The following is a 12,736-nucleotide window of genomic DNA, read 5'->3' on the forward strand; positions in this document are numbered from 1 at the left end:
AGGTTCTCTCCTGAAGGTCGCGCGTTTTCGAAAATACGAGCCGCGAATGAACTCACTCTAAGCGGTGGAACCGACAGAATTTTCGTAGCTGTCGGTGTGTCCTGGGAGGACGTGACGCGTGTGACGAACGAGACTGGAGTTGACCTCATTCGGTTGGAATCGGCCCGTCGTCCGGTAGCGGTCCGACGATGTCGACGTACTCCGGAAGCAACGGCTCGACGGCGAACTTCCCGGACACCGCGTCGGGCGGAAGCGCCTCCACCGCTCGCACTCCGTCGCGGCCTGCCACCTCGCTCAGCTCGGCCGGCGTGCCCCGCACCACCAATGTCACCACGCACGCGCATCCGGCCAGCAGCCGGCGCTGCGACACGGCCTCTATCTGCGCCTGCCGGTCCCCTGCGCCGAACGATTCCTGGATCTGGCCGGCAGCGCGTGCGGTCGAGTTCAGCACCGACCGTTCACTGCCCGGAACGCCGACCGTGAGGATCGGAGTTTGCACGCGATCGAGCGGTACCCGGAAGAGCACCATCGAGATGCGCACGTCGTTCGCGGCGGCATAGGCCTGTTCGGCGGTGAGTTCGCGATCGAACGACACAGAGCCCCAGCGGGGTTCGGCATCGTCGGCGAGCAGGCTTGTCTCGGCACGAGCCAGGTAGTCGGTGACCTGCTCACCGCTGTCCGGACCGAGCCGGTCGGTACCGACACCCAGTTGGCGTTGCGGGTTCAGGTGCCCGACGACGGCCAGGCCCCCGACCACCAGAAGGGCGGCGGTGAGGAGACGGACCACGCCCGAGAATCCGCGCATCACGCCTTCCGTAGCACCTCGAGGGCATGTTCGAGATCGGCCGGATACTTGCTCTCGATTTCCACCCAGCGGCCGTCGGACGGATGCGCAAAGCCGAGCGAACGTGCGTGCAGCCACTGGCGTTCGAGGCCCAACCGTTCGGCCAGGCGCGGATCGGCACCATAGGTCAGATCCCCGCAGCACGGGTGCCGCAGCGCCGAGAAGTGCACTCGAATCTGGTGCGTGCGGCCGGTTTCCAGGTGCACGTCCAGCAAACTCGCGGCCTGGAACGCCTCGACGGTGTCGTAGTGGGTCACGCTCGGCTTGCCGTCCGCGCGCACAGCGAACTTCCAGTCGTTGCTGCCGTGTCGTCCGATCGGGGCATCGATGGTTCCACTGCTCGGATCCGGATGTCCTTGCACAAGAGCGTGATAACGCTTGTCGATGGTCCGCGCTTTGAACGCGCGCTTGAGCACGGTGTACGCCCGCTCGGACGTCGCGACCACCATCACCCCGGAGGTTCCGACGTCGAGGCGGTGCACGATACCCTGCCGCTCGTGTGCACCGGAGGTGGAGATTCGGAACCCGGCAGCAGCCAGACCGCCGATCACGGTCGGGCCGGTCCAGCCCACGCTGGCATGAGCGGCGACACCGACGGGCTTGTCCACGGCCACGACGTCGTCGTCGGCGTAGAGAATCTCCATGCCCTCGACCGGTTCCGCTTCGATCGTCAACTCACGCGCAGGCTCGGGCAGCGTCACTTCGAGCCACGAACCTGCAGCCAAACGATCCGACTTGCCGACGGCACCGCTATCGACCGATACGGAACCCTCCTCGGCCAGTGCTGCGGCGACGGTACGCGAGAGCCCCAGCAATCGAGCAAGCCCGGCATCGACCCGCATTCCGTCCAAGCCGTCGGGCACCGGCATGGAACGCGATTCCCTCATGAGTCGGCCTTCTTCGGATCGTCGGACTTCGTCACCCGTTCGCCGTTCGGCTCGAAACCGAACAGGCTCAGCGCAACGAGCAGAATCGCCCCACAGACGATGGATGAGTCGGCGACATTGAACACCGGCCACCAGCCCACCGAGACGAAGTCGACGACGTGGCCCTGGAACGGACCGGGGGCGCGAAAGAAGCGGTCGATCAAGTTGCCCAGTGCGCCGCCGAGAACCAGACCCAATCCCAGCGCCCACCATGGTGACCGCAAGGTACGACCGATCTTGATCACACCGATGACGACCGCGACGGCCACCACCGTCAGCAACCAGGTCATGCCGGTGGCCATGGAGAACGCCGCACCCGGGTTGCGTACCAACCGCAACGTCACCACGTCGCCGAAGATCTCGATCGGATTTCCGGGCTTCACGAAGTGCACGACCAGAATCTTGGTCACCAGATCGAACACCAGAATCACCGCCGCGATGGCGATCAGCAGTCGAGTTTTCAGTGGCTTCACGGGCCTGGCGACAGCGCTGTCGGAGTCGGTCCCCTTCGCGTCCGCGGTCTCGTTCGGTGCCGAGACACCGCTGGTCTCGGGTGTCGGGTCGTCGGCGCGGTCTTCACTCACCCGTCCATCATGGCGCATCGGCGGCGGTGGACACTCATCCGTGTCGCGCGATACGGGCTGTCAGTAGCCTGGTGGCCGTGAAGTCGACCGATCGCGCCAGCACTGTCCACTCCAGCACCGTCCGTGCCGGTTTCCTCGCTGCATGCTGCGCGGTGGCTCTGGTGGCGGGATGTTCGAGTACCGACACCGAACCCGCAGCCGAGCAGCAGGCGTCCACGAACGAGGTGACGATCGCGGTGACGCCGACGACCACCACCGTCGTCGACCCCGGTACCGAGCCACGACGCGTGCTGGCGTTCGACACGGCCGAATCGGACGCGCAGAACATAGACCTCACGACCACGTCCAGCGTCCAACAACAGATCGATATCGGTGCAGCGCAGGACTTCTCCAGTCCCGAACTGACGGTGCCCCTGAGCGCGTCGACGGCCGATGCCGTGTCCGAAGAGGACGCCTCGACCGGCGCGACGCGGTCGATCGACCTGACCATCGGGGCTGCCACGTCTCCCGACGAGGGACTGACCGATGCACTGTCCGCGTCGGAGGGCTCGACGGCGCGGCTGGCGGCCACCGATTCCGGAGCGATCACCGCGTTGCACATCACGCCGGCCGATGCCGCGCTCGATACCGCCAGGGCGGCGATCGAACGCTCGTTCAACGCCGCGGTGTACCGCTCGGTCGCCTTTCCCGACGCCGAAGTCGGTGTCGGTGCCGTGTGGACCATCGATCAGCAGGTGCTGAGCGGAATCACACTGAACCAACGCACCACCGTCACGCTGCGAGCCCTCGACGGCGACCGGGCGACCGTGGACGTCGCAATCACGCAGACGCCCGAATCTTCGGTATGGAACCTCCCCGACAATTCCGGCACGCTGAACATCGCGTCGTACACCTATACCGGCTCGGGAACCCTGGACATCGATCTGACGCAGCCACTTCCCGTCGGTGGGTCGATCACCGCGGGTGGCGATCAGATGTACACCGATCCGGACAGCACGACAGTGCTGCGGCAGACGGTCGGAGATTCGATCACCTGGGGTGACCGATGACACGAACCGCGACACGTCTTCTGGCCGGGCTGTCGATGGTCGGACTCGCCGCGGCCGCCGGATGTAGCTCGGACGAACCGTCGCAGGCCACTGGACCTGCACCCGCAGCCGTCGCCGCTCCCGATCCCCTGCTCGGCGTGCCCATCACCGACAGCGGCGTTCTGACGGCATCGATGCTGGGCCCGAGCGACCTGCCGGACGGCTTCTCCTCGATTCCGGATCCGGTCCGAGACCTGGGGCTGGACCCGGCCCCCGACTACGATTCACCCGACAAGTCCAGTACCGACCCGGCCGGATGCGCTGCCGTACTGGCCCCGGTCTCGGAACAACTGGGCGGCGCGGCGTCGTCCGCGGTGGCTCGCTTCTCGGGTCCCAATTTCTCGTCGATCGACGAGGACGCGGCGAGCTACACGGGGACCGGGACCGCAGAGGCGTTCGCGTCGGTGCAGCAGGCGTGGACCGGATGCGCCGAGTTCACCGGCACGGATGCGGACGGGGTGAGCGTCGAGTACGCGTTGGCAGGCCGCGAGCAGCCACAGATCGGCGATGCGTCCGCTTCCATTCGTCTGACCACCAGCAGCGAGGGATTCACGTTGATCTCCGACGTCGTGGTGGCCGTTGTCGATTCGACGGTTGTGCAGATCGTCGTCTCGGATCAGAGTGGACTCGAACCCGCGACTGTCACGGCTGTGGCGGAGGCCGCTGCAAACCGCATCCGAACGGCCACGCCGAGCGCCTGAGTAGGAACGAACCCTCGAACGAAGAACTGCCGGTGACATCTCCCCCAGGGGAGATGTCACCGGCAGTTCGGGTTCGGTCAGAGACGATCGGCAGGACTCAGGGTGCGGGGCACGCCGGGCTGGTCAGCTGCGCGAGCGAAACGATGCCGCAGGCGTTCTCCTTGGAGAGCTTCCACACGCCGTCCTCGGGGACGAACTGGAATGTGCCGGGGTTGGCCTGCCCGTTGAGGGTGATGGTGATTCCCGCGTTGAGAACTCCGGTGCCGAGGTCGTCGATGCTGGTGATCTCGATCTGAGCGTTGTTGGCCACAGCAGCCGCGGCGACCTGGTTGATCAGATCCGGGTCCTCGGACGCGCCCTGGATCAGAGCCGCCTTCTCCTCGACCGGGACGTTGGGATCCAGTCCACGCATGAGCTGGGTGTTGAGCTCCTCGACCGTGGGTGCCGGCGGGTAAGCGCCGCCCGCGGGAGCGGGAGCAGAAGCAGAGGTGGTGACAGCCGACGTCGTCGCGGTCGGTGTTTCGTCGCCACCGGAGCTGCAGGCGGTCATAGTCAGTGCGCCGGCAATGGCGATACCGGCAACCATTGCCCGTCGGGTGTTGCGAAGCTTCAAGTGCTTGTCCTTTTCACTCTGAGTCACGTCTCGATCGTTCTGTGACTCGTCGGTCGTTGCGGGTAGTGGTCGTCTCGGACCGGAGTCCACTATGTCAGTTCGGATCGGTCGAGACACAACCCGTAACGCCTACCTGTGAAACCTCACAGAGTTTCCACAGCTCTGCCACAACTCACTTCAGGCTGTCGAGAACATCGGCAACGACCAGGTTCTCGTCCGATTCGGCGAAGGTACGCGCGATCCCCGGCCCGGTGGTGCGCGTCTCGAATCGTACGGTCACCACCGCGTGCCCGGCACCCTGGACCCAGCCATGACCGAATTCAGGATGCCGGACGTCCAGGCCGGGCTGCCACCGCGGGCCGTCCGAACCGAGGACGTCCGCGGCGGCCTCGACCAGCGCCGCCGACTCCTCCGTCGCGGCTGCCACGTCCACGACCGGTTCGTGTTCGAGCTCGGGGAACAGCGATCCTTGCCGAACGGCCGACAGACCGGCCAGACCGACGCCGACCAGCCGGATCGGTCCGACGTCGACGGGATCGACTGCCAGCCGCTGGGCGGTGGCCACGATGGTGTGCTTGTCCACGGTCGCGTAGGGCAACGTCGCCGATCTCGTGATGATGCTCATGTCGGACTTGCGCAGCTTCAGCACTACCGTCCTGGCTCCCCGACCGTCCTTCAGCAGTCTGCGATGCGTCGACTCGACGATCGCCTCGATGGCAGGCCGTAGCTGAGCGAGCGAGATGACATCCTGCGCGAACGTGGTCTCGGCGCTGACCTGCTTAGCCTCGGCGCGCTCGGCCACCACCCGGTTGTCGATGCCGCGCGCCAGCTGATGCAGGCTCGGCCCCATCGTGGCACCTAGAATCGATGCCACCTCGGATTCGGGGGTGGCCACGAACTTGCCGATCGTATCGATTCCCAAGCGCCGCAACCGTTCTCCGGCTACCGGGCCGATCCCCCACAGCTTTCGCACCGGCAGATCAGCCATCAGCTCGGCCTGTATCCCCGGAGCGACGACGGTGATTCCGTCGGGCTTCGCCAGGCCCGACGCGATCTTGGCGATCTGTTTTCCCGATCCGGCACCGATCGAGGCCACCAGACCGGTCTCGGCCAACACCAAAGCACGTAGGTCGGCACAGAACCGCTCGACCTCGGCCACCGTCCCGCCGGCCAGTTCGGGCGGCTCACCGAAGGCCTCGTCGATCGAGAGCTGTTCCAGAACGGGCATCCGAACCCGAAGCGCCTCGAAGGCACGTCTGCTCAGCTCGGAGTACAGCGGGAACCGCGGCGGCAGTACGACCGCACTCGCACCGACCAGTCGACGCGCCTGATGCATCGGCATCGCCGAGCGGGCCCCGAACGCACGCGCCTGATAACTGCAGCCCGCCACCACACCTCGCCCACCCGCACCGCCGACGAGAACGGGGCGGCCCCGGAGTGTGGGCCGAGTCAGTTGCTCGGCGGAGGCGAAGAACGCATCCATGTCCAGGTGCAGCACCCATCGGCGACTCCGCAGGGTGTCGTCGGCGAGGTTCGGCACGGTCAGCGAGGGTCGACGGTGAAGCCGAGCGCCCGAGCAGCGCGTTCGGGTGCCGGATCCGACCACAGCTCGCCGTAGTTCTCGGTCGTGGTCAAAGATCGGGTGTCGGCGGTGTCGATATACAGCGTGCCGCCGAGGTGGTCGGTCTCGTGAGCCACGATTCGGGCCGGCCAGCCGCGAACCACCTCGTCGATCTCGTGACCGAATTCGTCGGTGCACTCGAGCCGCACCTCGGCTGCTCGGGTCACGACGGCCTGGTAGCCGGGAACGCTGAGGCACCCCTCGTAGAAACCGGCGGTCCGTGATCCGACCGGGGTGTACCGGGGATTGACCAGCACTCGGAACGGCAGCGGGGTTCGCTCCCGCGCCCGAGCGACAGCCGGGTCGACGTCGAACAGATCCTCGATCACCGCAATCTGCAGCGGGATGCCGATCTGCGGCGCAGCGAGCCCGACGCCCGGTGCGGCGTGCATCGTCGCCCGCATCACCTGGATCAACTCCGCGAACGTATCGGCGTCGAGTTGCCCGTCGTATGCGGTTGCCCGCGAGCGTAGAACCGGATCACCGGCGGCGACGATCGGCACGACACCGCCGCGGGCTCCGTTCAGAAGCTCGCGGACGGTGCCGTCCACCGATTGCTCGGTCACCTGCCCTTCGCTCACGACGACTTCGTGACCGCTGCCCGAACTCCCTCACCGAGATCACTGCCGTCGTCTCCGACACGTCCGTCGACGAGCGAGAGTGCGAGCACCTCACGCGCAATCAGATCCCGGTGAGTGTCCAGCCACGCCTGTCGGTGCTCGGGCACCTCGATGACGATGTCGATGCGGTCCGAGACGTCGAGTCCGTGATTACGACGCGCGTCCTGCAGTTCGCGGATACGGTCCTTGGCCCAGCCCTCCGCCTCGAGCTCCTCGGTGACGGCGGAATCGAGCACCACCAGGCCGGCGTTTCCGGGCAGTGGTGCCGTCGACTCCGGCTCCGCGGCAACGAGTTTGCGGGTGAACTCCTCCGGTAGCAACGCAATACCTGCTGCACTCACGACACCGTCGGAGTCCTCTTCCCAATCGCCTGCCTTGACGGCCTTGATGACCTTCTGGACATCCTTGCCGATCCGGGGTCCGGCCGCGCGTGCGTTCACGACGAGCTCGAACTTTCCGTGCACGGCAACGTCTTCGGTGAGATCGACTTTCTTGACGTTGACCTCGTCGGCGATGATGTCGACGAACGGGCGCAGGCGCTCCGCATCGGCCGCGGCAACCGTGACCTCGGGCAGTGGCAACCGCACGCGCAGGTTCTGGGCCTTACGCAGACCCAGCACCGTGGAACACACGGTACGAACCTCGTCCATGCTCTCGACGAGTTCCGGATCCGACGGCAGTTCGTCGGCCGCGGGCCAATCCGTCAGGTGCACCGAGCGGCCGCCGGTCAAGCCCCGCCACACCACTTCGCTGATCAGCGGCAACAAGGGAGCTGCGATGCGGGTGAGCACCTCGAGTACGGTGTGCAGGGTGTCGATCGCGTCGGCATCCTCGCTCCAGAACCGCGAACGAGACCGTCGCACATACCAATTGGTGAGTGCATCGCAGAACGTGCGCAGCTCGTCGCACGCACCGGCGATGTCGTTGCCCTCGAGCGCATCGGTGATCGCGTCGCGGGTGGCCGACAGCTTGGCGAGAACGTAGCGATCGAGCACGTGCGGCGAATCGGTCCGCCACCGGCCGGGTGTCGAGGCGTACAGCTGAAGGAAACTCCACGCATTCCAGATGGGCAGCAGTGCCTGCCGCACGCCCTCACGGATGCCCTGCTCGGTGACGATCAGGTTGCCGCCGCGCAGGATGGGCGACGACATCAGGAACCACCGCATGGCGTCGGAGCCGTCGCGGTCGAAGACCTCCTTGACGTCCGGGTAGTTACCCTTGGACTTGCTCATCTTCAGACCGTCGTCGCCGAGCACGATGCCGTGTGCGGCAACAGTTTTGAACGCAGGTCGATCGAAGAGCGCGGTCGCCAGCACGTGCAGCGTGTAGAACCAGCCACGGGTCTGCCCGTTGTACTCGACGATGAAATCGCCCGGGTTGTGCGTTTGGAACCATTCCTCGTTCTCGAACGGGAAATGCACCTGCGCATACGGCATCGACCCCGACTCGAACCAGCAGTCCAGCACCTCGGGAACGCGACGCATCGTGGACTTACCGGTCGGGTCGTCCGGGTTGGGTCGCGTCAGGTCGTCGATGTACGGCCGGTGCAGATCGCTGGGTCGTACGCCGAAATCGCGCTCGAGTTCATCGAGACTGCCGTAGACGTCCAGACGGGGGTAGGCAGGATCGTCCGAGGTCCACGCCGGAATCGGGCTGCCCCAGTACCGGTTTCGGCTGATGTTCCAATCGCGTGCACCTTCGAGCCACTTACCGAACTGCCCGTCCTTGATGTGCTCGGGCACCCAGGTGATCTCCTGGTTCAGCTCGACCATTCGATCGCGGAACTTCGTCACCGCGACGAACCACGACGGAACCGCCATGTAGATCAGCGGCTGACCACTACGCCAACTGTGCGGGTACGAGTGCTCGATGGTCTCGTGGCGCAGCAAGCGGCCCGAGGCTTTGAGATCCTTGATGATCACCGGATTGGCGTCGAACACCATCAGGCCTTCGTACGGCGGCACCATGGAAGTGAACTTGCCGCCCGCATCGAGCGGTTGCACCACCTCGATCCCGTTCGCGGTGGCCACGTCCATGTCCTCTTCGCCGAAAGCGGGTGCGAGGTGCACGATTCCGGTGCCCGAATCGGTGGTGACGTAGTCGGCCTGCAACATGCGGTGCGCGTTCTCGTGGCCGAGGAAGAAGTCGTACGGCGGCGCGTAGGTGAGTCCTACCAACTCGGCACCGGTGTGCTCCGACAGCACCTCCGGCTCCTCCCCCAGTTCCTTCGCGTAGTGCGCCAGTCGCGCCGCGGCGAGCACGTAACGCTCACCGTCGGTGCCTCGCACCTGCACGTAGTGCACCTCGGGGTGAACCGCCATCGCCAAGTTGGACGGAAGGGTCCACGGAGTGGTGGTCCAGATCAGTGCGTTCGCACCGTCCAACGGTGAGCCGGGTGCCGTCAACGGCATCGTCACGGTGACCGCGGGATCCTGACGCATCTTGTACGCGTCGTCCAGACGGGTCTCCTGATTGGACAGGGGGGTTTGCTCGTACCAGCTGTAGGGCAGCACTCGGTAGCCCTGGTAGATCAAGCCCTTGTCGTGCAGCGTCTTGAACGCCCACATGACCGACTCCATGAAGTCGACGTCGAGCGTCTTGTAATCGTTGTCGAAATCGACCCACCGGGCCTGTCGCGTGACGTAGTCCCGCCACTCGTCGGTGTACTGCAGCACCGACTGTTTGCAGTAGGCATTGAACTTCGCCAGGCCCATCTCGTCGATCTCGGACTTGTCCTTGATGCCGAGCTGCTTCTCTGCTTCGAGCTCTGCGGGGAGACCGTGGCAGTCCCAACCGAAGCGCCGCTCGACCTTCTTGCCCCGCATGGTCTGGAAACGCGGAACAAGATCCTTGACGTACCCGGTCAGCAGATGTCCGTAGTGGGGCAGGCCGTTCGCGAACGGAGGGCCGTCGTAGAAAACGAATTCCTCGGCATCTGCGCGGTTGTCGATGCTGGCACGGAACGTGCCGTCCTCGGCCCACTCGTGCAGCACGATGCGCTCGAGATCGGGGAACGGAACACTTCCGGACCGACCCTCGGCCAGATCCACCAATGGATACGAATCGCCTTTGGGACGTGCGGTCGAATCTGTCATCTCTGTCTCCTCCGTGCCGGACGCGTGGAACGCGACATCTGTTGGCACGGGGACGACGCTCGGCGAGTCGAACGCCGAGTACCGCGGTACCACCCCGCTTGCTCGCACTCGCCGGTGTCACCGGCGGCGCGAGCCACTCCATGTGAGCTGTGACGGGCTCACCCGTTCGGTTCTACTGAACGTCCATCCGAAGCACCTGAGCGCTCCACAAGCACGTCGTTCTTCCGAAGGCTCCCCGGTGATGGCCGGATCGGCACCTGAAACTGTGTATTCGGTTGGTGATGCTACCCGTCGAGCTCTGGCGGTGGTCGACGGCCGGTGAGTGCACCGACCAGCAGCAGAATCGCTCCGAGGATACACACCGCTATACATGCCCAAGCCCACACGACGGACCCCGTCATCAGGGCGAGAACCAAGAATCCGAAGCCGATCGCCGCTGCGCCGAGAGTCAGGACCAACACGGGATTCCTCGCTCACCACTCGCCATGACAACCGGGTCCGACGCTGCCGTCAACGGCAGCGTCGGCAGACGCAGTCGGGCGTCAGTTGCCCTTGGCGTACGACTGGCTGTAGCCGGAGGACTGGTTGTCCTGATTGAAGTTGTCCTGGCCGTTGTCGACAGGAAGTGCCGACGAACGGTTCTCGAGCTCTTCGAGCTGGGATTCGAGGTACGACTTGAGACGCACTCGGTACTCGCGCTCGAACGTCTTGAGCTGCTCGATGCGGCCTTCGAGAACGGAGCGCTGCTGGTTGATGGTCGCCATGATCTCGGTGTGCTTGCGCTCGGCGTCGGCCTGCAGTGCGTCGGCCTTCTCCTTGGCCTGACGAAGCTGGGTCTCGGAGCGTGTCTGCGCATCGGAAAGCAGCGACTCGGACTTCTGCCGGGCCTCGGACATCATCGACTCGGAGCGCGTACGTGCATCGGACACCAGACGCTCGGCGTTGGTGCGGGCGTTGCCGAGCAACTGCTCGGACTCCGACTTGGCGTCACCGGTGAGACGATCGGCCATCTCCTGAGCGAGGCCGAGGATCTTTGCGGCCTGCATGTTGGAGTCGCCACTCTGCTGCGGGGCTGCGGCCACGGGTGCCACCGGTGCCGGCTGCTGAACCACAGGCGCGGGCTTGGGGGGATCCACCGGGCGCGGCGGCTCGACCTTCGGTGCCGCGACCTGAGCAGGCTGCGGGTTCTGCCGAACCGAGCTCTTCGCGTCCGCGAGCTCCTGATCGAGCTCACCGACTCGCTGCCGGAGATCGGCGTTCTCTTCGATCAGTCGCGACAGCTCTTGCTCGACGAGGTCGAGGAAAGCGTCGACCTCGTCTTCGTTGTAACCACGCTTACCGATGGGCGGCTTGCTGAACGCTACGTTGTGCACATCAGCTGGAGTCAGCGGCATGGAAGGATCCCTTCACGCGTCTTGGGGCGGTAGAGCAAGCATTCAGTTATATGCCATTCCGCGCGAGTGCAGAACAATCAAACTGTAACTGGCGTCCATTCTGTCACACAGGACACGCAGCTTGCGCGCGTCCTGCGTTCTAACATTCCATCTTCGGCCTCAGGCCGCGAGACCACTGGTCACATTCCACGCGATGAACACGACGAACAGCAGGACCATGATGGACAGATCCAGCCGAACTCCACCGAGATTCAGAGGCGGAATGATCCTGCGGAGAAACTTCACCGGCGGGTCGGTAACCGTGAAGATCGCCTCGAGCAAGATGACGACGACTCCACTCGGTTGCCAATCCCTCGCGAAAGTCCTGATGAACTCGACGATGATTCGACCGATGAGGAGGAGCCAAAAAAGAAACAATACGATGTTGATCACCGTGAACACGATCACGGCTATACTCTGCCTGACTTCGACAGGCTGAGCAAAGTGCGCTGGTCACAGCCTCGAACTACCGCTCCGAACAGAGAAACTCTCACTGCTGACTGTAGAAACCGGTCTCAGCGATGCGCCGGCGCTCCTGCGGCGATACATCGACATCGGCGGGCGAAAGCAGGAAGACCTTCGTCGCCACCTTGTCGAACGAACCGCGAAGCGCAAATGCCAGACCGGCGGCAAAGTCGACCAGTCGCTTGGCGTCCGCGTTGCTCATCTCCACCAGGTCCATGATCACCGGGGTGCCGTCGCGGAAACGCTCGCCGATGGTGCGAGCCTCGCTGTAGTCGCGCGGACGCAGCGTGGTGATCTTGGACAACGGACCACCGTCGTCGACGATCGGGCTGCGACGAGTTTCCGCCCGCACATCCATGCGAGTGTCCATGGCAAGTGCTCCGCGCGTGGCCGTACCTCGGGTCGACGGTGCCGATGCACGTCCCCGGCCGCCGATCGGGGCCAGGGTGGCCGCCGGCCGGGGTGCCTCGTAATCGTCGTAGTCGTCGTCGAGCTGAGCGTGCCGAGATCCGCCGAAGGACGGCTTCACGAACTCGCGCTCGTCGATGTCGTCGTAACCGTCACGCGCGCCACGGGAGTTGCGTCGCGCGTCCGGATCGTCGAGGTAGTCGTCCTCGTAGTCGGCGAGCGGAACCATGCCGAAGTACGCCTTGAACTTGTGCAGGGTGCTCATCGTTCTGCCTTCCGTGGAGTGTGTCTACCGTCGATCCCCAGGTTCGCAAGTGTCAGTTGTGACTGATGTGATC

General features: G+C 64.9%; 13 protein-coding genes. 2 read left to right on the plus strand and 11 right to left on the minus strand.

Translation table 11 applies throughout. The features are described 5' to 3' along the window. Positions 1–145 precede the first annotated feature (145 nt). The 3 genes from AC5WEY_RS23650 to lspA are packed head-to-tail and all read right to left on the minus strand — an operon-like array spanning position 146 to position 2,372. The gene (locus AC5WEY_RS23650; RefSeq protein ID WP_495647770.1) at positions 146–805 is read right to left on the minus strand and encodes a hypothetical protein; all 660 of its coding nucleotides are present in this window, start codon (positions 803–805) and stop codon (positions 146–148) included. Beyond that, positions 805–1,731, minus strand: coding sequence for an RluA family pseudouridine synthase (locus AC5WEY_RS23655; protein ID WP_057476129.1), 927 nt, complete (start codon positions 1,729–1,731; stop codon positions 805–807). Before AC5WEY_RS23655 ends, AC5WEY_RS23650 begins: the two co-directional genes overlap by 1 nt. Then, a complete protein-coding gene (gene lspA / locus AC5WEY_RS23660; protein WP_495647771.1) occupies positions 1,728–2,372 on the minus strand; it encodes a signal peptidase II in 645 nt (214 codons plus the stop codon). Before lspA ends, AC5WEY_RS23655 begins: the two co-directional genes overlap by 4 nt. A gap of 59 nt (positions 2,373–2,431) precedes the next feature. Here lspA and AC5WEY_RS23665 point away from each other — a divergent pair, with 59 nt between their 5' ends. Both AC5WEY_RS23665 and AC5WEY_RS23670 read left to right on the plus strand, forming a co-directional pair. Further along, positions 2,432–3,403 (plus strand): hypothetical protein, encoded by a 972-nt coding sequence (locus tag AC5WEY_RS23665; protein ID WP_495647772.1) that lies wholly within the window; start codon positions 2,432–2,434, stop codon positions 3,401–3,403. Beyond that, positions 3,400–4,143, plus strand: coding sequence for a hypothetical protein (locus AC5WEY_RS23670; protein WP_495647773.1), 744 nt, complete (start codon positions 3,400–3,402; stop codon positions 4,141–4,143). The genes AC5WEY_RS23665 and AC5WEY_RS23670 overlap by 4 nt, the downstream gene beginning before the upstream one ends. Before the next feature lie 97 nt (positions 4,144–4,240). Here the strand turns inward: AC5WEY_RS23670 and AC5WEY_RS23675 are convergent, their stop codons facing one another. The 8 genes from AC5WEY_RS23675 to AC5WEY_RS23710 form a co-directional block, all read right to left on the minus strand. Then, positions 4,241–4,729 carry a WKL family lipoprotein gene (locus AC5WEY_RS23675; protein WP_495647809.1) on the minus strand — a complete coding sequence of 163 codons (489 nt, stop codon included), beginning with the start codon at positions 4,727–4,729 and terminating at the stop codon, positions 4,241–4,243. Between the two features lie 199 nt (positions 4,730–4,928). After that, positions 4,929–6,239, minus strand: a complete 1,311-nt coding sequence (locus tag AC5WEY_RS23680; protein ID WP_495647810.1) for a DNA polymerase IV — start codon at positions 6,237–6,239, stop codon at positions 4,929–4,931. A 59-nt stretch (positions 6,240–6,298) separates the two neighbouring features. Continuing rightward, positions 6,299–6,958 carry a peptide deformylase gene (locus tag AC5WEY_RS23685; RefSeq protein WP_495647774.1) on the minus strand — a complete coding sequence of 220 codons (660 nt, stop codon included), beginning with the start codon at positions 6,956–6,958 and terminating at the stop codon, positions 6,299–6,301. Then, positions 6,955–10,092, minus strand: coding sequence for an isoleucine--tRNA ligase (ileS, locus tag AC5WEY_RS23690; RefSeq protein WP_495647775.1), 3,138 nt, complete (start codon positions 10,090–10,092; stop codon positions 6,955–6,957). The genes AC5WEY_RS23685 and ileS overlap by 4 nt, the downstream gene beginning before the upstream one ends. 284 nt (positions 10,093–10,376) lie before the next feature. Next, positions 10,377–10,553 (minus strand): hypothetical protein, encoded by a 177-nt coding sequence (locus AC5WEY_RS23695; protein ID WP_200936513.1) that lies wholly within the window; start codon positions 10,551–10,553, stop codon positions 10,377–10,379. Between the two features lie 81 nt (positions 10,554–10,634). After that, positions 10,635–11,486, minus strand: a complete 852-nt coding sequence (gene wag31, locus AC5WEY_RS23700) for a DivIVA-like cell division protein Wag31 (protein ID WP_032379035.1) — start codon at positions 11,484–11,486, stop codon at positions 10,635–10,637. A 159-nt stretch (positions 11,487–11,645) separates the two neighbouring features. Next, entirely contained in the window at positions 11,646–11,933 is a 288-nt protein-coding gene (locus AC5WEY_RS23705; protein ID WP_057476125.1) for a YggT family protein, read from the minus strand. 82 nt (positions 11,934–12,015) lie between these two features. Beyond that, on the minus strand, positions 12,016–12,663 hold the full coding sequence (locus tag AC5WEY_RS23710) for a cell division protein SepF (protein ID WP_057476124.1): 648 nt from the start codon (positions 12,661–12,663) through the stop codon (positions 12,016–12,018). Positions 12,664–12,736: the final 73 nt, after the last annotated feature.

The sequence above is a fragment of the Rhodococcoides sp. S146-33 genome (assembly GCF_059489205.1).